Source organism: Oleiharenicola sp. Vm1, assembly GCF_047777955.1.
In the GTDB taxonomy this organism is placed as follows: Bacteria; Verrucomicrobiota; Verrucomicrobiia; order Opitutales; family Opitutaceae; genus Didemnitutus.
This window is the reverse complement of record NZ_CP180537.1, coordinates 1457833-1480464: the sequence shown is the minus strand read 5'-3', so window position 1 is coordinate 1480464 and position 22632 is coordinate 1457833. Positions and strand designations below refer to the sequence as shown.

18 protein-coding genes and 1 pseudogene are annotated in these 22632 nt (G+C 70.2%); 14 read left to right on the top strand and 5 right to left on the bottom strand.

The annotated features are described in order from the left end of the window. Positions 1-94: 94 nt before the first annotated feature. Complete coding sequence (locus ACMYLB_RS07660) at positions 95-1168, bottom strand: saccharopine dehydrogenase C-terminal domain-containing protein (protein WP_415910348.1); 1074 nt, start codon at positions 1166-1168, stop codon at positions 95-97. 221 nt (positions 1169-1389) lie between these two features. Between ACMYLB_RS07660 and ACMYLB_RS07655 the strand changes: the two genes are divergently transcribed. From ACMYLB_RS07655 to ACMYLB_RS07625, 7 genes are all read left to right on the top strand, one after another. After that, entirely contained in the window at positions 1390-4344 is a 2955-nt protein-coding gene (locus ACMYLB_RS07655) for an FAD-binding and (Fe-S)-binding domain-containing protein (protein ID WP_415910347.1), read from the top strand. 95 nt (positions 4345-4439) lie between these two features. Then, positions 4440-5672 (top strand): sensor histidine kinase, encoded by a 1233-nt coding sequence (locus ACMYLB_RS07650; RefSeq protein ID WP_415910346.1) that lies wholly within the window; start codon positions 4440-4442, stop codon positions 5670-5672. A gap of 87 nt (positions 5673-5759) precedes the next feature. Continuing rightward, positions 5760-6425 carry a response regulator gene (locus ACMYLB_RS07645; RefSeq protein ID WP_415910345.1) on the top strand — a complete coding sequence of 222 codons (666 nt, stop codon included), beginning with the start codon at positions 5760-5762 and terminating at the stop codon, positions 6423-6425. An 86-nt stretch (positions 6426-6511) separates the two neighbouring features. Continuing rightward, positions 6512-8923 (top strand): ABC transporter permease, encoded by a 2412-nt coding sequence (locus tag ACMYLB_RS07640; RefSeq protein WP_415910344.1) that lies wholly within the window; start codon positions 6512-6514, stop codon positions 8921-8923. Between the two features lie 61 nt (positions 8924-8984). Beyond that, complete coding sequence (locus ACMYLB_RS07635) at positions 8985-9770, top strand: tetratricopeptide repeat protein (protein ID WP_415910343.1); 786 nt, start codon at positions 8985-8987, stop codon at positions 9768-9770. A gap of 57 nt (positions 9771-9827) precedes the next feature. Next, positions 9828-10619, top strand: a complete 792-nt coding sequence (locus ACMYLB_RS07630) for a tetratricopeptide repeat protein (RefSeq protein WP_415910342.1) — start codon at positions 9828-9830, stop codon at positions 10617-10619. Positions 10620-10731: 112 nt separating this feature from the next. After that, entirely contained in the window at positions 10732-12012 is a 1281-nt protein-coding gene (locus ACMYLB_RS07625) for an aminopeptidase P N-terminal domain-containing protein (protein ID WP_415910341.1), read from the top strand. 281 nt (positions 12013-12293) lie between these two features. Here the strand turns inward: ACMYLB_RS07625 and ACMYLB_RS07620 are convergent. Continuing rightward, positions 12294-12725, bottom strand: a pseudogene (locus ACMYLB_RS07620) (hypothetical protein); the annotation flags it as partial. Between the two features lie 152 nt (positions 12726-12877). Between ACMYLB_RS07620 and ACMYLB_RS07615 the strand changes: the two are divergent. Beyond that, entirely contained in the window at positions 12878-13726 is an 849-nt protein-coding gene (locus ACMYLB_RS07615; RefSeq protein ID WP_415910340.1) for a GNAT family N-acetyltransferase, read from the top strand. Positions 13727-13748: 22 nt separating this feature from the next. Then, positions 13749-14183 carry a transcriptional regulator MntR gene (mntR, locus tag ACMYLB_RS07610; RefSeq protein ID WP_415910339.1) on the top strand — a complete coding sequence of 145 codons (435 nt, stop codon included), beginning with the start codon at positions 13749-13751 and terminating at the stop codon, positions 14181-14183. Between the two features lie 91 nt (positions 14184-14274). Here mntR and tatC read toward each other — a convergent pair whose 3' ends face one another. Continuing rightward, positions 14275-15099, bottom strand: a complete 825-nt coding sequence (gene tatC / locus ACMYLB_RS07605) for a twin-arginine translocase subunit TatC (protein ID WP_415910338.1) — start codon at positions 15097-15099, stop codon at positions 14275-14277. Between the two features lie 286 nt (positions 15100-15385). Here tatC and ppdK point away from each other — a divergent pair, with 286 nt between their 5' ends. Next, positions 15386-18199 carry a pyruvate, phosphate dikinase gene (ppdK, locus tag ACMYLB_RS07600; RefSeq protein ID WP_415910337.1) on the top strand — a complete coding sequence of 938 codons (2814 nt, stop codon included), beginning with the start codon at positions 15386-15388 and terminating at the stop codon, positions 18197-18199. An 88-nt stretch (positions 18200-18287) separates the two neighbouring features. On the opposite strand, the gene ACMYLB_RS07595 is transcribed toward ppdK, so the two are convergent. After that, entirely contained in the window at positions 18288-19064 is a 777-nt protein-coding gene (locus tag ACMYLB_RS07595; RefSeq protein WP_415910336.1) for a class I SAM-dependent methyltransferase, read from the bottom strand. Positions 19065-19141: 77 nt separating this feature from the next. Between ACMYLB_RS07595 and ACMYLB_RS07590 the strand changes: the two genes are divergently transcribed. From ACMYLB_RS07590 to ACMYLB_RS07575, 4 genes are all read left to right on the top strand, one after another. Beyond that, the gene (locus ACMYLB_RS07590; RefSeq protein WP_415910335.1) at positions 19142-19489 is read left to right on the top strand and encodes an AraC family ligand binding domain-containing protein; all 348 of its coding nucleotides are present in this window, start codon (positions 19142-19144) and stop codon (positions 19487-19489) included. Further along, positions 19486-19929: a helix-turn-helix transcriptional regulator gene (locus tag ACMYLB_RS07585; RefSeq protein ID WP_415910334.1), complete on the top strand. Its 444-nt coding sequence runs from the start codon at positions 19486-19488 to the stop codon at positions 19927-19929. Before ACMYLB_RS07590 ends, ACMYLB_RS07585 begins: the two co-directional genes overlap by 4 nt. Before the next feature lie 75 nt (positions 19930-20004). After that, a complete protein-coding gene (locus tag ACMYLB_RS07580; protein WP_415910333.1) occupies positions 20005-20973 on the top strand; it encodes a redoxin family protein in 969 nt (322 codons plus the stop codon). A gap of 136 nt (positions 20974-21109) precedes the next feature. Continuing rightward, the gene (locus tag ACMYLB_RS07575) at positions 21110-21616 is read left to right on the top strand and encodes a chemotaxis protein CheX (RefSeq protein WP_415910332.1); all 507 of its coding nucleotides are present in this window, start codon (positions 21110-21112) and stop codon (positions 21614-21616) included. 15 nt (positions 21617-21631) lie between these two features. Here ACMYLB_RS07575 and ACMYLB_RS07570 read toward each other — a convergent pair whose 3' ends face one another. Next, a complete protein-coding gene (locus tag ACMYLB_RS07570) occupies positions 21632-22573 on the bottom strand; it encodes an NAD-dependent epimerase/dehydratase family protein (RefSeq protein ID WP_415910331.1) in 942 nt (313 codons plus the stop codon). Positions 22574-22632: the final 59 nt, after the last annotated feature.

Genomic DNA, 22632 nt, shown 5'->3' with positions numbered 1-22632 from the left:
AGTGGGTTTGAAATCAATTAACCGCGGAGCTCACGGATAAGCAGGGAGACGATCCGTGCAATCCGCGTCATCCGCGGTTCTGTTCTGGTTCGGGTTACCGGCCGTAGACCTTGCCGCCCCACTGGGTGGCAAGAAAATCCTTCAGCGAGACGGACTCCTGCTTCACGAAGCCGGGGCCGAGCTTCTTCTTCGCGAAGAGCTCGAGCACGCCGACGATGCCGGCGGCGGTGGTGAGCTGGATGGCATTGAGCTTCCGGCCGTGCACGACGGCGCCGTAGAGCTTCTTGATGAAGCTGCGCTGCTTCAGCGCGCCGTGGCCGTCGCGCCCGACGACGTTGACGTAGAAGACCACGACGTCGTTCTCCGTCAGCGGCACTTCCTGGTCGAAGATCTGCGTCACGAGCTCCTGGCGCGGGGCGAGGTTGAGGTCGTGGAGGAGGAACTTCATCAGGTCGCGGTGACCCGGGTAGCGCATGGTCTTGTAGTTCAGTTCCTGGACCTTGCCGGCGAAGGTCTCGCACATCGTCGCGACGCCGCCGGAGGTGTTGAAGGCCTCGTATTCGGTGCCGTCGATGGTGATGCGCTCCATGCCGTCGAGCGGCATGGTGGTGACGTGCTTGCCGCCGAAGAGCGCCTCGCCGACCTGGCAGTATTCGTTGATCAGGCCGGCCGTGCTCCAGCTGAGGTAATACTTCATCTGGTTGCTCGCGTCGCCCGGCAGTGCGCCGACGCGCATCTCGCACAGGCGCACCTGGTCGAGCGACGAGGCGAGCGAGCCGCCCACGATGTTGATCGCGCCGGGGGCGAGGCCGCACTGGGGCATGAAGGTCGCCTTCGACTTCTTCGCCAGCTCGCGGATGAAGTTCGTCGTCTCGACGTCCTCCGTCAGGTCGAAATAGCTCACGCCTGCCTGCGCGCAGGAGGAGGCGATCGTCTTGTTGAGGTAATACGGCGCGGCGCTCACGACGGCGTCGACGCTCTTGACGAACGCGGCGAGCTGCCCGTCGGCCTGGACGTCGACCTGCTTGAACTTCGACTTCTTCAGGCCGCTGAGGTCGATGTTCGCGCGCGCGTCGGCAAGCACGACGCTCCGGCAGAATTTGCAGGACTCGAGGAGGGTGGCGATGGTGGCGCCGACTTTGCCGGCACCGACGATTCCGATCTTCATTGCGTGTGGTGAGAAAAAACCCGGACCGCGACGCGCGGGGGCGCACCGGGGGCGGAGTTCGGGGTTCGTGTTGCGGGCGAGTTAACGGCCCGCCCGCGTCATATCCAAGCCGTTTCGCCTTCGCCTTTCGGTCATTACATCGCGTTTCCGCCCGTTAAGACAGATTTGTCCCGGCGCGCTCTCGCCAACGCGCGCGCGCTTGTCTACGACTCGCGGCCTTCATGAGCGCTGGAGTTTCCGCACCTCGAATCGACCTCACCGCCCTCGCGTCGCGCCTGCACGGCGAGCTGCATCACGACCACCTGATGCGCAGCCTCTACGCGACCGACGCCTCCGAATACCAGGAGATGCCGCTCGCCGTCGCCTTCCCGCGCGACGAGCACGACGTGGGCGAGCTGGTCCGCTTCGCCCACGCCCACGGCATCGCGCTCATCCCGCGCGCCGCCGGCACCTCGCTCGCGGGCCAGGTCGTCGGCGCCGGCATCGTGGTCGACGCCGGCCGCCACCTGAACGCCCTGCTCGCCACCGACGCCGCGCGCCGCCGCGCCCGCGTGCAGCCGGGCATCGTGCGCAACAACCTCAACGTCGCGCTCGCCCCGCTGAAGCTCTTCTTCCCGCCCGAGACCGCCACCGCCAACCGCGCCATGATCGGCGGCATGGTCGGCAACAACTCCTGCGGCGCCAACTCCATCGTCTACGGCACCACCCGCGAGCACCTCGTCTCCGCCCGCGGCTTCCTCGCCGACGGCTCGCTCGTCACCTTCGGCCCGCTCACCCGCGCCGAGTTCGACGCCAAGTGCGCCGGGCCCGAGACCTCGCTCGAGGCGCGGATCTACCGCACCGTCCGCGACCTCCTCAGCGACGGCAAGAACCGCCAGCTGATCCGCGACCACTACCCGAAGCCCACCGTCACGCGCCGCAACACCGGCTACGCGCTCGACCGGCTGATGGATTGCCAGGTCTTCGACGCGGCGTCGGACAAGCCCTTCAACCTCTGCCAGCTCATCGCCGGCTCGGAGGGCACGCTGTTCTTCGGCACCGAGTTCGAGCTCAACCTCGAGCCGCTCCCGCCGGCGGGCGGCCTGCTCTGCGCCCATTTCAAGACCGTCGACGAGTCGCTGCGCGCGACCCTGATCGCGATGCGGCACAAACCGTTCGGCTGCGAGCTCATCGACCGCCACATCCTCGAGTGCACCAAGGCCAACCTCGAGCAGGCCAAGAACCGCTTCTTCGTCCAGGGCGATCCGGGCGCCGTGCTCGTGGTCGAGATCCGCCACGCCGACCGCGCGTTCATCGAGCGCGAGTTCGCCGCCATCGAGGCCGAATGCCGCGCCGCGGGCTACGGCTACGCCTTCCCCACCGTCTGGGGCGCCGACGTCAACCGCGTCTGGGACCTGCGCCGCGCCGGCCAGGGCCTGATGAACAACGTCGAGGGCGACGCCAAGCCGCGCGAGGTCGTCGAGGACACCGCCGTCGCCGTCGAGGACCTGCCGGCCTACATCGCGGAGTTCGACGCCATGCTGAAGACCAAATACGGCGTCAGCACCGTCTACTACGCCCACGCCGGCGCCGGCGAACTGCACACGCGCCCGCTCTTCAACCTGAAGACGGAGGAGGGCCTGCGCATGTTCCGCGGCATCGCCACCGACGTCGCCATCCTGGTGAAAAAATACCGCGGCTCCCTCTCCGGCGAGCACGGCGACGGCCGCCTGCGCGGCGAGTTCATCCAGTTCATGGTCGGCGACGAGTGCTACGCCATGATGCGGCGGATCAAGGAGACCTTCGACCCGCAGGGCATCTTCAACCCGGGCAAGATCATCGACACGCCGCCGATGGACAGCTCGCTGCGCCACTCCCCCGGCCACGCCGAGCCGCACTACGAGACCTTCTTCGACTTCGCCTCCTCGCAGGGCGTGCTCGGCGCCGCCGAGAAATGCACCGGCGTCGGCGAGTGCCGCAAGGCGCACTTCACCGGCGGCACGATGTGCCCGAGCTACATGGCCACGCGCGACGAGAAGAGCTCCACCCGCGGCCGCGCCAACACCCTCCGCCACGCCCTCGCCCACCCCGAGGACCTGACCAACCCGTGGGACAGCCCCGAGATCGCCGACGTCATGGACCTCTGCCTCTCCTGCAAGGGCTGCAAGGCCGAGTGCCCGTCGAACGTCGACATGGCGCGCCTCAAGGCCGAGTGGGCGCAGCACTACCAGGACACGCACGGCGTGAAGCTCCGCTCGCGCCTCATCGCGAGCTTCTCCCAGAGCATGCGCCTCGCCTCGCTCTGGCCCGCCGCCTACAATTGGATCATTTCGCAACCGGACCTCTCGCTCTGGATCAAGAAATTCGCCCGCTTCCACCCGAAGCGCAGCATGCCCGAGCTCTCGCCGGTCACGCTGGCGAAATGGCATCGCAAGCACGCCAACCAGACCGCGCCCGCCTACCCCAACGGCCGCGTCTACCTCTTCTGCGACGAGTTCACGAACTACAACGACGCCGACGTCGGTGCCGCCGCCGTCGAGCTGCTCAACCGCCTCGGCTACGAGGTCGTCATCCCGCCCCACGTCGACTCCGGCCGCGCGCACTTCTCCAAGGGCCTCGTCCGCGAGGCGCGCGAATTCGCCGTCCGCAACGTCGAGCTCCTCCAGGACGTCGTCACGGCGCAGACGCCCCTCATCGGCCTCGAGCCGTCCGCGATCCTCGGCTTCCGCGACGAATATCCCGACCTCGTCCCCGCCGCGCTCAAGCCCGCCGCGAAGGCTCTGGCGAAGAACGCGCTCCTGATCGACGAGTTTATCGCCCGCGAGGCCGACGCCGGCCGGATCAAGAAGTCCGCGTTCACCACCCGCGCGCAGACGATCAAGCTCCACGGCCACTGCCACCAGAAGGCGCTGTCGTCGCTGGTGCCGTCGGTGAAGATGCTCGAGCTCCCCGCGAACTACAAGGTGCAGCTCATCCCCAGCGGCTGCTGCGGCATGGCCGGCTCCTTCGGCTACGAGGAGGAGCACTACGAGATCTCGCAGCAGATCGGCGAGCTCGTGCTCTTCCCCACCGTGCGCCAGACGCCCGCGGACGTGCTCATCGCCGCGCCGGGCACGAGCTGCCGCCACCAGATCAAGGACGGCACGCAGCGCACCGCGCTGCACCCGGTCGTGATCCTGCGCGACGCCCTCGCCTGAGCCCGCCCCGGGAAACGCCGCCCGCCGGGCGACCGTGACCGCGGCGTGACTTTCGTCACATTCCCCGCCAGCGTCCGCTCTGGTAATCTGCCGCCATGAGGCTGCCCTGTCCCGATCCCAAGAACCCGAAGGCGCACCGCACCGACTACTACGGCGCGTTCGCCTTCGGCAGCGTGATCGTGACCTGCTTCATGCAGTTCGTGATCACCAGCCGCCTCCAGGGCCAGCCGTGGCAGGTGCTCCTCACCTTCCTCCTCGGCGCGATCTACGGCGCGCTCGGCGTGTTCGACGACAGCATCGTGCTCCGCTACGGGGCGCCGTGGCGCAACCGCGTGTTCGCGCTCATGCTCGGGCTCGTCACCGTCATGATCTTCGTCAGCCCCGTCCGCGGCTTCTTCTCGATCATCGTGCTGCCGTTGATGAGCCAGGCGGTCTTCGACTACCGCCCGCGCCACGCCGCCGCCATCGGCCTCTACCTCTACGGCCTGTGCATCGGCGTGCTCTGGTTCTACTACGGCATCCGTGCCGTGCCCGAGGCGATGGCGAGCTACGTCGCCGCCTTCGCCTTCACCATCGCCTTCACCTTCATCACCAAGCAGGCGCTCGACGCCCGCGACCGCGAAGGCCGGCTCCGCGGCGAGCTCGAGGCGGCCAACGCCCAGCTCCGCGCCTACGCCGCCCAGGCCGAGGAACTCGCCACCACCCGCGAGCGCAACCGCCTCGCCCGCGAGATCCACGACGGCGTCGGCCACTACCTTACGGTCGTGAAGACCCAGCTCGACGTCGCCGCCGCCATCTGCGTCACGAACCCCGCGCAGGCGAAGGCCAACGTCGAGAAGGCCGCCCGGCTCACCGCCGAGGCGCTCGACGACGTCCGCCGCTCCGTCGGCTCGCTCCGCGCCGACGCCCCGCGCCCGCCGCTGCCCGACGCCCTCAGGCAGCTCGCCACCCACGGCGAGCCGGTGCCGTCCGTCGCCATCGAGGGCACGCCGCGTCCGCTCCCGCCCGCGGTCGAGCACGCGCTCTTCCGCGCCGCGCAGGAGGGCCTGACCAACATCCGCAAGCACGCGCGCGCCACCACCGCGCTCGTGCGCCTCGATTTCCGCGACGCGCAGCGCGTGCAGCTGGAACTCGCCGACAACGGCATCGGCCGCGCCCCGCGCCGGCCGCCGGCGGCGGTTTCGGCCTCACCGGCCTCCGCGAGCGCATCGAACTGCTCGGCGGCACCGTCAGCGCCGCCAACCGCCTCGAGGGCGGCTTCGCCCTGCGCGTCGAAGTGCCGGCGTAAAGGCAACCCGCCCGCGAATCACGCGAATGTCCGCATATAACGAAACTGCTCTTCCGCCTTTCATCCGCGCCAATTCGCGCCATTCGCGGGCCCCTCTGCCTTCATCGCCTTTAGTGGTTTCCCTCTCGTGACCGCCGCCAAAAAGCTCCGCCTCCTGCTGGTCGACGACCAGTCGCTCTTCCGCGAGGCGCTCCGCGCCCTGCTCGCCCTCCAGCCCGACTTCGAGATCGTCGCCGAGGCCGAGAACGGCGAGCGCGCCCTCGCCCTCGCGCGGGTGCACAAGCCCGACGTCGTGCTCATGGACCTGCGCATGCCGGTCATGGGCGGAGTCGAGGCCACCCGCCGCCTCGGCGCGCTCGTGCCCACCGCCCGCGTCGTCGTGTTGACGACGTTCGACGAGGACGAGGAGATCTTCGAGGCCCTGCGCGCCGGGGCGCTCGGCTACCTGTTGAAGGCCTGCTCGGCGGAAAAACTCTGCGAGTCCGTCCGCGCCGCCGCCAAGGGCGCCTCCGTCCTCGAGCCGAGCGTCGCCGCCAAGATGATGGCCGAGCTCAACCGCCTGAGCGCACGCGAGGGCCGGAAGGTCGCGCAGCCGCTCGCCGAGCCCCTGTCGGCGCGCGAGCTCGGCGTCCTCCGCCTCCTCGCCGCCGGCCACAGCAACAAGGAGATCGGCGCCGAGCTGGGCATCACCGAGGGCACGGTGAAGAACCACATGACGAACGTCCTCGGCAAACTCGGCGTCCTCGACCGCACCCAGGCCGCCCTGCGCGCCCGCGAGCTCGGCCTGATCTGAGCATGACCCGGGTCATGCCGCGGGCATGACCACGACCCTGACCTCCGGCCCATCCGCCGCGCCGCGCGCTCTGCTAGGGTCGGGGCATGCCTTCCGTCCTCGCCGACCTCGCCGCCGCGCTCCGCTCGCTCCGCCGCGCCCCCGGGTTCTCCGCGCTCGCCCTCGCCATGCTCGCCCTCGGCATCGGCGCCAACGTCGCGATCTTCTCCATCTTCCGCTCGATCGTCCTCCGCCCCCTGCCCTACGCCGAGCCGGAGCGCCTCGTCGGCTTCACCACGGTCAACTCCGCCAAGGCCGTGACGATGCCCGCGCTCTCCGCCGCCGCCGCCCGCGACTTCCGCGAACGGACCAAGTCCTTCGCCAAAATCGCCGCCTTCCGCCCCGATTTCGCCTCCTACGCACCCGCCGGCGGCGATCCGCTGCAGCTCGTCGCCGCCCACGTCACCGAGGATTTCTTCGCCACCTTCGGGGTGCAGCCGTTCCTCGGCCGCGCGTTCCACGCCGACGAATTCTCCTTCGCCGCCCCGCGCACCGCCGTGCTCAGCCACGCCGCCTGGCGCCGGCTCTTCGGCGAGCGCGCCGGCGTGATCGGCGAGACGATCACGCTGAACGACGTGCCGACGACCATCCTCGGCGTCATGCCCGAGAGCTTCCGCGAGCCGGAGTTCGTCGAGGTCTGGCTGCCCTTCCCGCCGGAGGCGCCGGAGAACCTGGTGCGCGACTCGCGCTTCTGGAGCACCGTCGGCCGGCTCGCGCCGGGCGTCTCGCTCGACGCCGCACGCGTCGAGGTCGCGACCGTCTCCGCCGCGCTCGCCCGCGAGTTCGCCGCCACCGACCAGGGCTGGACCACCCAGCTCCAGCCGCTGCTCACGCTGCGGGTCGGCGACATGCGCCGCTCGCTGCTCCTGCTCGTCGGCGCCGTCGGCCTCGTGCTGCTCGTCGCCTGCGTCAACCTCGCCAACCTCATGCTCGCGCGCGGCGTCTCCCGCCTGCAGGAACTCGCCGTCCGCCTCGCGCTCGGCGCGACGCCCGGCCGGCTCGCCCGCGCCGTGCTGACGGAGAGCCTGCTCCTCGCCCTCCTCGGCGGCGGCGCCGGCGTGGCACTGGCCTGGACCGGCCTGCCGGTGCTCGCACGCCAGCTGCCCGCCGGCCTCGTGCCGCGCTCGCACCTGCTCACCGTCGACGGCGGCGCGCTGCTCTTCGCGCTCGGCGCCGCCACGCTCACCGGCCTCGTCTTCGGCGCGCTGCCCGCCTGGCAGGTGCTGCGCACCAACGTCAACGAGACCCTCAAGTCCGGCGGCAGCAAGGGCGGCACCAGCCGCTTCGCCGCCCGCGCCCAGGCCGGGCTGATCGCCGGCCAGGTGGCGCTGACGCTCGTGGTGCTCTCCGGCGCAGCCCTGCTGGTGAAGAGCCTGCTCAACCTGCAGCGCACGCCCGCGGGCTTCGACGCGCGCGACGTGCTGACCGTCCGCCTCGCCCCGCCGCCGACGAAGTGGGAGACCCTCACGGAACTGGCCGCCTACTACGACCGCGCGCTCGACGAGGTCCGCCGCGTGCCGGGCGTGCAGTCGGCCGGCATCAGCTCCAGCGCCCCGCTCTGCGGCATCACGCTACGCTACCCGTTCTGGGTGCAGGGCCGCGCCAAGACCGACGGCGACGCCGACGAGGCGGTGTTCAACAGCGTCACGAGCGATTTCCTGCGCACGCTGCGCATCCCGGTCGTGCAGGGCCGCGGCCTCGAGGAACGCGACGACGCCCGCGCGCCCAAGGTCTGCCTCGTCAACCAGACGCTGGCGAAGCGCCTCTTCGGCGACGCCAACCCGCTCGGCCAGCGCCTCCAGACGCTGCCCTGGCTGGCGCGCGAGTATCGCGAGATCGTCGGCGTCGTGGCCGACGTGAAGCAGGACAATCTCTCCGATCCGCCGCCGGCGCAGATCTACGTGCCGCAGGCGCAGAGCCCGTGGTTCTTCACCACGCTCGTCGTCCGCGTCCCGGGCGGCACCGCGCTCACCGGCGCGGTCCAGGCGGCGCTGCGCCGCGCCGACCCGACCGCCTCGATGACCATCCGCGCGCTCGAGGACAACATCGCCCGCACCGCGACGCTGCCGCGGCTCCGCACCGCGCTGTTCGCGCTCTTCGGCGCCGTCGCGCTCGGGCTCTCGGCCTTCGGCATCTACGCCAGCATGGCGTTCACCGTCAGCCAGCGGCAGCGCGAGATCGGCGTGCGCATGGCGCTCGGCGCCAGCCCGGCGCGCGTGCTGGCCGAGACGCTCGGCCGCGCCGGCCGCCTCGTCGCCGCCGGCCTGGCGGCGGGCCTGGTCGGCGCGGTGGCCCTCGCGCAGCTGCTCCGCGGCCTGCTTTACGGCGTCGAGCCGCACGACCCGTGGGTGCTCGCGGGCCTGCTGGTCTTCGTGCCGCTCGTCGCCCTTGCCGCCAGCGCGCACCCGGCGTTCACCGCCGGCCGCCTCAATCCCGTCCAGGCCCTGCAACACGAATGAGATGACCGGGCAATTTTGCGTATTACGCAAAATTGTCCGCACCTCGCCGGTTCCTTTTGCCATGAAAAACTCCCGTCTCCTCCTCGCCGCGCTCGCGGCTTTGCTCCTCGCGGTCGCTGCCCCGGCGCAGACCGCCCTCGACACCGCCGCCGCCGCGCTCAAGGCCGGCGATCTCGCCGCCGCCGACGCCGCGCTCACGCCGCTCGCCGCCGGCGCGCAGCCCGACCCCGCCGCGCTGCACCTGCTCAGCCAGGTCCGCCTCGCGCAGAAGAACCCCAAGGACGCCGCCGCGCTCGCCGAGAAGGCCGCGCAGCTCGCACCCGACCACGCCGACTACCACGCCCAGCTCGGCCTCGCCCTCAGCGCGCGCATGCCGGAGCTCGGGTTCATGCAGCAGGCGATGGTCGCCGGCAAGATGCGCAAGGCCTTCGAAAAGGCGGTCGAGCTCGACCCGCGGAACCTGAACGCCCTGATCGGCCTCGCGCGCTACTTCGCCAACGCGCCCGAGATCGCCGGCGGCAGCCTGGCCAAGGCCGCGGAATTCGCCGAGCGCGTGAAGGCCGTGCAGCCCTTCCTCGGCGAGAGCGAGCTCGGCCGCATCGCCGAGCGCGGCGAGAAGCCCGACGCCGCGCTGGCGCACTACGCCGCCGCGGCCGAGCTCAAGCCCGACGCCGCCGGCGCGCAATTCAACTGCGGCCGCCTGCTCGCCCGGCTCGGCCGCCCGGACGAGGCGCGCACCCGGCTCGAGACCGCGCTGCGGCTCAAACCCGACTTCGACGCCGCGAAGAAGCTCCTGGCCGAGCTCGCCGGCACTCCCGCCGCGCCCGCGCCGCAAGCCCATCGTTGACCCGCGCCGCGCGCGCCGTCTTGCTCGGGGCGTCTCGTCACCGCACGGGACGCCGCCATGACTTCGCTTTCCGCCCGCCCGCTCGCGCTTGCCTGCGCGTTTCTCGGTTTCGCCGCCTGCGCCCTCGCCCAGTCGCCCCTCGAGCGCGCGGAGGCGCTGCTCGACCAGGGCGAGTTCCTCGCCGCCGAGCGCCTGATCGAATCGCTCGCGCTGGCCAAGAAACCCGACCCCGTCGCGGTCTGGGAACTCAGCCGCGTGCGCACGGGCCAGCACCAGACCGAGGAGGGCATCCGGCTCGCGGAAAAGGCGATCAAGCTCGACTCGAAGCAGGCGCGCTTCCACGCCCAGCTCGGCGCGGCGATCATGGAGCACATGACCGAGGTCAGCCGGATCGACCAGAGCTCGTGGGGCAACCGGATGCGCAAGGCCTTCGAGAAGGCGCTCGACCTCGATCCCCGCAACCTCGTCGCGCTCCTCGGCCTGTCGCGCTACTACTGGTCGACCCCGCCGGCCAGCGGCGGCGACCTCGGCAAGGCCCAGCAATTCGCCGAGCGCGCGCGCCAGGTCGATCCGCTCAAGGGCGAGCTCGAGCTCGGCGCCGTCGCCGCGCGCCGCAACGACCTGCCCGCGGCGCTCAAGCATTTCGAGGCCGCCACCGAACTCGGCCCCACCAACGTCGACGCGCAGATCTCGTGCGGCCACATCCTCATGCGCCTCGGGCGCCTGACCGACGCGCGCGAGCGCTACGAGAACGCCCTGCGCCTCTCGCCGCGTTCCGACCTGGCCCGCGTCTCGCTCGAGGCGCTCGACGCCGCGGTCAAGGCGGCGGAGGCCAAGCCGGCCCGCTGAACCGTCCGGCCCGGACACACCAGCGACCGCCGCGGCGACGCCCGAACGGCAGGCGCTCCGCGCTTTCTTTCGGAACGGTTTTCTGCCTTCTAGTCGGGCAACCCTCCGCCCCATGCCCATCGACTACGCCGCCCGCCGTGCCCGTCTCGCCCCCGTCCTCGGTTTGCAGCCCGACGAGCTGCTGCTCGTCGGCGCCGGCCGGCCGATCCCGAAGCCGGAGCTGAGCGACCAGCACCTGCCGTTCATCGCGCACCAGGAGTATTACTACCTGGCCGGCCACGCGGAGGCGCACGGCGGCATCATCGCCTACGACCCGCAGGCGGGCGCGTGGACCTCGTTCGTGCCCGAGGTCACGGAGATGGAGCGCGTCTGGGACGGCGCGGTGCAGCTGCCCGGCGAGTTCCTGGGCCGCTTCGGCGCCTGGCTGGCCGCGCGCCCGGGCCGGCGCATCGCGCTGCTCGGCGCGCCGATCGACGGCGTCGCGGCGGACGAGAGCCTCACCGCGCGCGTGCGCGACGCCTTGCGCCACGCGCGCCGGCCGAAGGACGCGGGCGAGATCGAGCTGCTGCGCCGCTGCGCGGCCGCGACGGCGGAAGGCTATGCCGCCGTGCAGCCGTTCCTCCGCGCGGGCGTGAGCGAGCGCCGCATGCAGATCGAGCTCGAGGCGGGTTTCTTCCGCGGCGGCGCGACCAAGACCGGCTACGACACCATCGTCGGCGTCGGCAGGCAGGCCGCCGTCTTCCACGGCTCGCCCTCGCCCGACCGCCTCGCGCGGGACGGCGACTTCATCCTCATCGACGCCGGCGGCGAGCTCGACCGCTACGTGATCGACGTGACGCGCACCTACGTCGCGGGCGGAAAGCCGAGCGCGTTCCAGCGCGACCTCTACGCCGCGGTGAAGAACGCCCACGCCCGCGCCTGCGCCAGGTGCGTGCCCGGGGCGGAGTGGAAGGACATCCACTTCGGCGCCGCCATCGACCTGGTGGGCAGCCTGGTCGACATGGGCGTGATGAAGGGCAACCCATCCGCGCTCGTGGAGCAGGAGGCCCACATGCTGTTCTTCCCGCACGGCGTCGGCCACATGCTCGGTCTCGGCGTGCGCGACGCCGGCGGCCTCGAGCCCGGCCGCACCAAGGACCCGCGCCCGTGCCTGCGCAGCCTGCGCATGGACCTGATCCTGCGCCCCGGCTACGTCGCGACGGTCGAGCCCGGCCTGTATTTCATCCCCGCCCTGCTCAACGATCCGGTGCGCCGCGAGAAATACCGCGACTGCGTGAACTGGTCGCTCGCCGAGCAGCACCTGCAGGTCGGCGGCGTCCGCATCGAGGACAACATGCTCGTGACCGAGGGCGCGCCGGTGAACCTCACCGCGGCGATCCCGCAGGCGTTTTGACCGCGGATGGCGGGCGCCGCCGACAACGGGGGCGCCGCCGGGGTCCGCTCACCCTGCTCTTCGCCGGTCTGCTTGCGCGCCATGAGGCCCGGGGCGAATACCGAGACGAGCAGGCCCACGATGAGCACGGCCATCACGAACACCGCGGCGAGGCCGGCCAACAGCGGCCAGCCGGCGAACGCCAGGAGCAGGCTGCTGAAGAAACGGGAGTCCTCCGCATAGCGGTCGCTCAGGTCGCGCCCCTGCTGCTGCACGTGGTCCGCGGCGTCATCGAGCGTGTTTTGGAAGGTGTCGTGGAAGGGGCGCAGGATGTCGGTGTTGTAGCGGTTGGCCTCCTCCAGCTTCTTCGCCCGCGCCAGGGCGAGGAACGCATCCACCTTCTCGTCGTATTCGCGCGAATAGCGCTCGATCGCGGCCCGCAGCGGCGTATCGGCGAAGGCCTCGGCGCGCGCCACGTCGCGCGCGTGGACCTGGGCGAGGTTGCTGCTGTCGTCCATCTGCGGGAGCAGGTCGGACCAGGCGCGTTCGTTGTCGGGATCGACGATGCGGCGGGCGAGGCGTTGCACCGCGCTGAGCTCGCGCGAGAGGGTGCGCAGGCCATTGAGCGTGGGCACGCTGCGATCGAGCAGATGCGTGTAGCGCTGGTTGACGTTGCGCAACACGTAGAGGCTGAGAAGACCGACAGCGAGGTTCGACACCAACAGCCCGATCATCAGCCAGAATTTAAGTCGACTTAGCATGGACGACGCGAGGCGTAGGAGAAAACGGCCCGGGTTGCACGAAAAAAGGCCCGAAGGAAACCGGGCCCGATCGGACAAACGCCGGCGCCAATTGTCTTTTCCCGCCGGCCGAACCGCGATAAGGCATGGCGCGCATCGTGAACGTTGCGCCGTCACCGTCCTCCCCGATCGTCCTGCCGCCGCGCCTGGTCCGGCTGCGCGACGGGCGCGACTACCGGCTGCGGCCGCTGACCGCCCGCGACGCCGCGCGGGTGGCCGAGATGTTCGCGACGCTCTCGAGCGAGACGGTCCGCGCACGCTATGGCTACCTCATCCACGACATGACGCCGGCGCGCGCGACCCGGCTGGTCGACGTGGATGTGGCGCGCGAGGCGCCGCTGGGGATCTTCGAATGGGACGCGTCCGGCCGCGAGGGCCGGCTGTGGGCGATGGGCCGCCTCGTGCACGCGCCGGACAACCAGTCGGCCGAGTGCGCCTTCCTCGTCCACGACCGCCAGCGCCGGCTCGGGATGGCGTCGACGCTCCTGAAATACCTGCGCGTCCTCGGCCGGCGGCGAGGCCTGCCGCGTCTCTTCGCGCAGGTGCGCCGCGAAAACAAGGCGATGCTCAACGTGTTCATCCAAAACGGCGCCCGCCTGCATTTCTCCGCCGACAGCGACGTGGTGGAGATCGACATCCCCCTGCGGCTGCCGAAGATTCTATTCGACAAAGGCGCGCCCGCTCCTTCGATTGCCGGGATGTCCTCGCCGGAGAAAAAAGGTTTCTCGCCCGTCGCACTCGTCGTCGACCTCGTGCTCGTCGCCGCGTTCTTCACCTTCTTCTACTACCTGCTGCAGTCGCACGTGCCGTCGAACGACCCGACCATGATCCGCTTCTGGTCGACCATGGCGGCCGCGTGCATGAGCGGCGTGTTCTGGATCGCCCTGCAGATGCTGAAGACGGTGTTCCGCTTCCAGCGCGCGAACCGCAAGTAACGCCGCGCTCCGGCCCGCCCCCGTGGCCACCTCCGCCTCCCGCCCCCGCACGTCCGTCGCCGCGGAGGACTATCTCGAAAAGATCGAGCAGCTGATCTCGCGCAAGGGCTATGCCCGCGTGGTCGACATCGCCGCGGAGCTGAAAATCTCGCAGGCCAGCGTCACAGCCATGGTGCAGAAGCTCGATGCCGAGGGCTTCGTGAAATACGAGAAATACCGCGGCATGGTGCTGACTAGCTCGGGCCTCGAGGTCGCCCGCCGCATCGCCCACCGCCACCAACTGCTGACGGAGTTCCTCCGCGCCATCGGCGTGGCGGACGAGAAGGTGATCTACGACGACGTCGAGGGCATGGAGCACCACATCAGCCCCGAGACCTTCGCCGCCATCGAGGCGCTCACGCGTTACCTGGAAAAGAATCCCAGCGTGATGGCGAAGGCCGCCGCGGCGAAGAAGTAGGCGCGCCGGTCACCGGGCCGGCGGCTCCACGCGCCCGCGATGGCGCCGGGCCCGCGTCACGCGGGACTCCCGGCCCGCCTTTCCACTCCGCTCACCCGCGCACGTTCCGTCGCGCCGTGATGCGCGAGGCGACCAGGATCGCGATCTCGTAGAGCACGATCAGCGGCAGCGCGAACAGGCACTGGTTGAACGGGTCGGGCGTCGGCGTGACGACCGCTGCGATGATGAACATCACCACGATGGCATGGCGGCGGTATTTGCGCAGCGTGGCCACCTCGATCAGGCCCATGTAGACCGCGAGCACGACGAGCAGCGGGAACTCGAACGCCGCGCCCATGCCCAGCACCATCCACATCAGCAGCGAGTAGTATTTGTCCGCCGTCCACATCACGGTGTAGCCGAGCATTTCGTTCAGCTCGAAGGCCACGCGAATGGTGTTCGGCGTGAGCAGGTAGTAGCCGAAGCCGGCGCCCCCGAGGAACAGGGCGAAGGCCGACAACCCCGTCGGCACGATCACGCGCAGCTCCTTATCGTTCAGCGCCGGCGAGATGAAGCGGCCGAGAAAGTAGATCCAGAACGGCAGCGACAGCACGATGCCGCCGATCAGGCAGATATCGATGATGACCGTGAAGACGCTCATCGGACTGTTCGTCACGATCTCCATCTTCATGTGCGGAAACTCCGGCCGCACCTTTTCCAGCGGCCAGTTCAGCAGCGTCGAGGCGTCGTCGAGGCGGTAGGCGATCGCCGTCACGAAGATCGCGAACACGATCGCGCACTTGATCAGCGTCCAGCGCAGCTCCTCGAGGTGGTCGAGAAAACCCATGGGCTTCTCGCGCGGGGTCGGCACGGGCTCGCCCTCGGTCACGAGGTGGCCTTCGTCGTCGGAGGGAGGATTGGGCAGCGTGTCACTCAAGCCGGCTCAACAGAGGGGGTTTTCGGGCCCGGCGCAATCCCGGCTTCGCCGGCGGAGTCGCCGAAAGCGGCGCGGGCGCGGGACTTCGGACCGCCGGCTCCGGGCGGCCCGCGCCGCCCCGCCCGCCCGGAGCCCGGCCGGGGCCCTCCGCCGCTCGGGGCGACGGGCGCTTCGGGGCAAGAAATGATACATAAATCGCAAGCGTGCGCCGTTGACACATTTCGCGCTTCCGACTGCGATAGCCCCCTGTGTCAGCGGTTCGTTATCACCCGAAAATTTAAACCACATGGCTAAGAAAACTCCCGCCAAGAAGCCCGCCAAGAAGGCGGCTCCTGCCAAGAAACCCGCCGCGAAGAAAGCGGCTCCGAAATCCGCCAAGGGCCCGAAATACGTCTACACGTGGGGCGCCGGCAAAGCCGACGGCGACGGCTCGATGAAGCCGCTGCTCGGCGGCAAGGGCGCCAACCTCGCCGAGATGACCCGCATCGGCCTGCCCGTGCCTCCGGGCTTCACGGTCACGACCGAGGTCTGCACCTACTACTACGCCAACAAGCGCACCTATCCCGCCTCGCTGCAGGCGCAGATGGAGGCCGGCATCGCGAACATGGAGAAGATCATGGGCACGAAGTTCGGCGCCACCGAGGGCATGCCGCTCCTCGTCGCCGTCCGCTCCGGCGCCCGCGACTCCATGCCGGGCATGATGGACACCATCCTCAACCTCGGCCTCAACGACCAGACCGTCGTCGCGCTCGAGAAGGCCACCAACAACCCGCGCTTCGCCTGGGACTGCTACCGCCGCTTCATCCAGATGTATGGCGACGTCGTGCTCGGCGTGCAGAAGCGCCCCGACGAAGACCACGAACCGTTCGAGACCGTCATCCACGGCTTCAAGCACGAGAAGTATCACGCCGACGTCGAGGACTCGAAGCTCACCGCCGAGGACCAGCAGGAACTCGTCAAGCGCTTCAAGGCCCTCGTCGCCGAGCGCACGGGCAAGCAGTTCCCCAACAACCCCTGGGACCAGCTCCGTGGCGCCGCCGGCGCCGTGTTCGGCTCCTGGATGAACGACCGCGCGATCGTCTATCGCCGCAAATACAACATCCCCTCCGAGTGGGGCACCGCCGTCAACGTCCAGGCCATGGTGTTCGGCAACACCGGCGAAAACTCCGGCTCCGGCGTCGCGTTCACCCGCAACCCGGCCAACGGCACCAACGAATTCTACGGCGAGTTCCTGATCAACGCGCAGGGTGAGGACGTCGTCGCCGGCGTCCGCACGCCCGAGCCGGTGGCCCAGCTCAAGGACCACCTGCCGCAGGCCTACGCCGAGCTCCTCAAGGTCCGCAAGACCCTCGAGGCGCACTTCAAGGACGTGCAGGACGTCGAGTTCACCATCCAGGACGGCAAGCTGTTCATGCTCCAGACGCGCAACGGCAAGCGCACCGCCGCCGCCGCGCTGAAGTTCGCCGCCGACATGGTGAAGGAGAAGCTCATCGACTGGCAGACCGCCGTGCTCCGCAATCCGGCCGACCAGCTCGAGCAGCTCCTCGCCCCGATCTTCGACCTCGCCGAGGTCAAGAAGGCCTCCGTCATCGCCACCGGCCTCCCCGCCGGCCCCGGCGCCGCCACCGGCAAGATCTACTTCAACGCCGACCGCGCCGTGCAGGCCGCCGAGAAGGGCGAAAAGGTCCTCCTCGTCCGTGTCGAGACCTCGCCCGAGGACCTCCGCGGCATGATCGCCGCCGAAGGCATCCTCACCGCCCGCGGTGGCGTCTCCTCGCACGCCGCGCTCGTCGCCCGCCAGATGGGCAAGGTCTGCGTGTGCGGCGCTTCCGCCGTCAACATCAACTACGACACGAAGACCGCCTCCATCGCCGGCCAGACCTTCAAGGAAGGCGACTATCTCTCGATCGACGGCACCTCGGGCACGGTTTACGCCGGCCAGATCAAGACCGCGCCCTCCGAGATCATCGCGGGCCTCGTGCACGACGACGCCGCGGCCAAGGCCACGGAGAAGTTCAAGAACTACACCCAGCTCATGAAGTGGTGCGCCCAGGCCACCAAGCTGTCCGTCCGCACCAACGCCGATACGCCCGAACAGGCGCGCATCGCCGTCGCGTTCGGCGCCGTCGGCATCGGCCTCACCCGCACCGAGCACATGTTCTTCGAGGGCGACCGCATCGACGCGATGCGCGAGATGATCCTCGCCGACACGCTCGCCGGCCGCGAGGCCGCGCTCGCTAAGCTGCTCCCGTATCAGCGCGGCGACTTCTACGGCATCTTCAAAGCGCTGAAGGGCTTCCCGGCCACCATCCGCTTCCTCGACCCGCCGCTGCACGAGTTCCTCCCGAACTCGAAGGAGCAGCAGGCCGACCTCGCCAAGAAGCTCGGCATCCCGGTCGAGAAGATCGAGCACCGCGTGCACGAACTCCACGAGTTCAACCCGATGCTCGGCTTCCGCGGCTGCCGTCTCGGCATCAAGTATCCCGAGATCACCGCCATGCAGGCCCGCGCCGTCATCGAAGCCGCCGTGCAGGCCAAGAAGGAAGGCATCAAGGCCAAGCCCGAGATCATGATCCCGCTGGTCGGCTTCAAGAAGGAGCTCGATCTGCAGGTCGCGATCGTCCACGAGGTCGCCGCCAAGGTGTTCGCCGAGCAGGAGACCAAGGTCGACTACTCGGTCGGCACCATGATCGAGGTCCCGCGCGGCGCGCTCACCGCCGACGAGATCGCGCAGACGGCCGAGTTCTTCAGCTTCGGCACGAACGACCTCACGCAGACCTGCCTCGGCATGTCGCGCGACGACTCCGGCTCGTTCCTCGGCGCCTACCAGGAGGCCGAGATCTTCAAGAAGAACCCGTTCGCCTCCGTCGACCAGAACGGCACGGGCCAGCTGATGAAGATCGCGATCGAGAAGGGCTCGAAGACCCGCCCCGGCATCAAGCTCGGCATCTGCGGCGAACACGGTGGCGATCCGGACTCGGTGAAGTTCTGCCACAAGATCGGCCTCACCTACGTCTCGTGCTCGCCCTACCGCGTGCCGGTCGCCCGCCTCGCCGCCGCCCAGGCCGCGATCGCCGACCTCAAGGCCGCGAAGAAGTAAGCGCTGCCCAGGCAGGGGCGGTTGCCCTCAACCGCCCTCCTCCCTCTCGAGCCCCGGCCTCACCGCCGGGGCTTTTTCTTGCCCCGCCTCAGGCGTCGCGCCGCCCGACGAAGATCCGGATCGGATAACGGTAGACCAGCTTCCCGTCGGCCTGCCGCGGGGCCAGCCCGGTCGCATCGACGCCGACGTCCGCCCGCAGCATCGCCCGCAGCCGCTCCGCGCCACCCCGCTCGGGAAACGACACCGCCAGCTGCGCCTCGAGCTCGATCGGCACCTCGTAGCCGCCCTCGCGTTCGAGGTGCAGCCCCGCGTCGCGGAAGAGCGCGCGCATCGCGTCCGGGTCGAGCGCGTGGACGTGCGACGGATCGCGCAGCCGCTCGAAGGCATCGTAACCCGCCGACTTGTCCGCCGGCACCACCGCGTCGACCACGACCACGCGGCCGCCGGGCCGACACACGCGCACCATCTCGCGCAGCGCCGCCGCCGGCCGGAGCAGGTGATGAAACGAGTAGCGTGTGACCACCTGGCTGAACGCCCCGTCCGCAAACGGCAGCGCCTCCGCCTCGCCGGCCACCCAGGCGACGTTGCGCAGGCCCTTCGCCGCCTGCCGCTGCCGCGCGCCCTCGAGCATCGCCGGCGTCAGGTCGAGACCGGTGACCTGCCGCGCCACCGCCGCGATCTCGCAGGCGACGATGCCCGGACCGCACGCCACATCGAGCACGACGCTCTCGGGGCCGATGCCGGCCGCCTCGATGACGAAGGCCACGGCCAGCTCGTGCGCCGGCAGCGCCGCGAACGGCGCGGCCTGGGCGGTGAACTGCGCGAGCGTGACTTTGCGGTGGTCGGAGGCGGGAACGTTTTCCATCGTGCCAGCGTGCCCGATTCCTCCCCGTCCCGCCACCGCTCCCGCGCGCGCGTTTTTGCTGCCCGCGGCCAACCGGCATGAAGCTCCCGCGCTCCCGCCACGCGCTCAGCCATCGCGCCATCGACCGCGGCACGGCCGCGGCGTTCGCCTTCTTCGGCGACCCGCGCGCCGCCACCTTCGCGTGGCACCGCCACCGCAAGCACCAGCTGATGACGGTCACCCACGGCCTCGCCTACGTCCAGACGGCGACGGGCATCGTCACGCTCACGCCGTGGTGCGGCCTGCTGCTGCCGGCGGGCGTGCGCCACGAGACGCGGGTGGAGGCGGACTGCCGCTACCGCAGCGTGTTCTTCGACCCCGCCGCCACCGGCTCGCCGGCGCCGCGCCGCTCGCCATCGCCACCGACGGGCTCGTCGCGGCCATGATCGAGCACTGCGCCGCCTGGCGCGGCGCCGACCACGACACGCCCCGGGCGCGCCGCTTTTCGCCGCGCTGTGGGACGTCACGCTCGGCGCCAGCCGCCCCCGATGCCCTCCCGGTGCCGGAGAAATTGCCCGCCGCGTGGCGCGACACGCTCGCCTTCGTGCTGCAACAGCTCGCCCACGTCGATCTGCCCGCCGCGGCGGCCCGGCACGGCCAGCCGCCGCGGACGTTCCGGCGGAACTTCCACGCGGCCTTCGGCTGCGACTGGCGCCGCTACCTCCGCTCGCTCCGCCTCACCCGGGCGCTCCAGCTGCTCGAGTCCGGCCGGCTCAACGTCAGCGAGGCCGCGCAGGCCGTCGGCTTCGGCAGCCTGAGCGCGTTCAACGCCGCGTTCCGCGCCGTGCACGGACGGAACCCCAGCGCCGTCCGCGGACCCCGCTAGTTCCAAACGCCCACGGCGTCCGGCGCTTTTGTTTTTGCGAGGGGCGCCGGCCGTGGCTTTCATGACGCTTCCCCTATGAAATTCCGCTCCCTCCTCGCCGCGCTCGTGCTCGGCGTGTTCTCCTTCGCCTCCCTGTCCGCCCAGGAAAAGCCCGCCGCCGCCTCCGGCGCCAAGGCCGACCTCGAGGCCCTCGTCACCCAGGTGAAGGGCAAGCTCCAGACCGGCGCCCACACCGCCGACGCGCTCAAGGCCGAACTCGACGCCTTCGACGCACTGCTCGCCAAGTATCCGGCCAAGGACAACGACTCCGCCCAGATCCTCTTCTGGAAGGCGATGCTCTACCTCCAGGTCTTCAACGACGAGGAGACCGGCAAGGCGCTGCTCACGACCCTGACCAAGGATTTCCCCGGCACGCCGACGGCCACGAACGTCGCGCGCATCCTCGCCAGCCTGTCGCCCGAGGCGAAGGCCAAGGCCGCCGCCGAGGAAGCCGCGGCCGAGGCCAAGGTCGCCGCGCTCGTCGGCCAGCCCGCGCCGGAAATCACCTTCACCTGGTCGTCGAAGGGCGCGCTCAAGAAACTCTCCGAGCTCAAGGGGCAGGTCGTCGTCCTCGACTTCTGGGCCACGTGGTGCGGCCCGTGCATCCGCTCCTTCCCCAAGGTCCGCGAGGAGGTCGCCCACTTCCAGGGCTCGCCGGTGAAGTTCCTCGGCGTCACCAGCCTCCAGGGCCGCGTCCACGGCATCGAGTCCCAGCCGATCAACACGCAGGGCAACGCGCAGAAGGAATACGAGCTCATGCCCGTCTTCATGCAGAAGAAGGAAATGACCTGGGAGGTCGCCTTCAGCGAAGCCAACGTCTTCAACCCCGACTACGGCATCCGCGGCATTCCCTACGTCGCCATCGTCGACCCGAACGGCGTCGTCCGCCACGCCGGCCTGAACCCGCTCATGCCCGACGCCGACATCGAGGGCAAGGTCACGGCCCTGCTGCAGGAGTTCAAGCTCCCCGTCCCGGCGGCCAAGGCCGCCGCCGGCAGCGAGTAAGCCCCCGCTCCGCTTCCGCCCCGGTCCGCCCGACCGGGGCTTTTTCGTGCCCGCCGAGCCGTTCGCGACAGAAAATCCTCAAGCGGCCCCGCCGTGAGCCGATGGGAGGATGGTTTCCTTTTCCCTTCCGCCTCGCATGGCCGCCGCCCAGCAAATCACCGACGCCCTCATCCAGGAGTCCATCGCGAACGCCATGCAGAACGTCTGCCGCACGCTGCTGCGCCAGGACGCGCCGTTCGTCGACCGCGCCGTCGTCGCCGAGCTCGAGCGCGACCCGCTCCGCTTCCAGCTCATCGGCAACGTCGGCTTCGCCGGCGAGGCCAACGGCATGGTCTACCTCTGCATGAGCGACGACTTCGCGCTCTACGCCGTCAGCACCATCCTCGGCATGAGCCGCGCCGAGGTCGAGTTCCACGGCCCCGACGTGGTGAAGGACGCCATCGGCGAACTCACGAACATGACCGTCGGCGGCTTCAAGAACTCGCTCTGCGACGTCGGCTTCCCCTGCAAGCTCACGCTTCCCACCATCGTGCGCGGCCACAACCTCACCGTCGCCGCGCTCAAGGGCACCACGCGCCACGTGTTCCGCTTCACCTGCGCGACCCACGTGCTCGTCGCCGACATCCAGCTGAAGAGCGACTGAGCCCCGCCGCACCGGCTAGCGGGAGCGCCACCACTCCCGCGCCTCGGCCATTCCTTGCGCGTAGCTGCGCACCGGCGCGTAGCCGAGCTCGCGCCGGACGCGCTCCGCCGGACAGCGGGCGATGAACCGGTCTGCGCGCGTCACCTTCTCGAGCGGGATGACCGGCGCCGGTCGCGCATCCGGAAACCACGAGCGCATCTCGCCGATGAAGTCCCGCCAGGCCACCTCCGCGTCGACGAGGTTGTAGGCGCGCCCCACCGCCACCGGATTGCCCAGCGCGAGTGCCACCGCACGCACGACGTTCGCGACATGCGTCATCGGCATGATATCCGCGCCGTCGCCCCGCAACGGCACCTGGCCCGCGCGCACCTTTGCCGGCACCTTCGTCACCCACACCGAGGTCGGGTGCACGCCGAGCACCGCACCGAGTCGGAAGATCGTCACCGGCAGCCCGTGCGCCGCCTCCGCCTGCACCGCCCGCTCCGCCTCCGCCTTGGCCACGCCGTAGTGCGGCGACGCCGCCGGCGAATGCGCGTAGGCGCGCCCGAGCTCCCGCAGCGGCGCCTCCTCGTCGAACATTTCACGCTCCGCCTGGAAATCGTAGACCGAGAGCGTCGAGAGGTGCACGAACTGCCGGCACCCCGCCGCCCGCGCCGCCGCCGCCAGCGTGGCCGTGCCGCGCGCATTCACCGCCAGCGCCTCGGCGAGGTCCTGACCCACCGTCGCCGCCGCGTGCAGCACGAACGCCTGCCCCGCGCACGCGCGCTGCGCCGTCGCCGGGTCGGTGAATTCCCCTTCCCGCTGCATCACGTTCGGGGCCTCGAGGCCGGGGTGCGCGCCGCGCCGGCGCACCAACGCCGTCACCCGCGCGCCCTCGCCGGCCAGCCAGCCGGCGAGCGCGCCGCCGATAAATCCACTGCCCCCTGTCACCAGCGCCGGCACGTCGCGCAGAGTCATCACACCAGCTTTCACCGCCGAGCGCCGGGCGCAAGGCTGCGCCGTTGACTCGCCCTCCC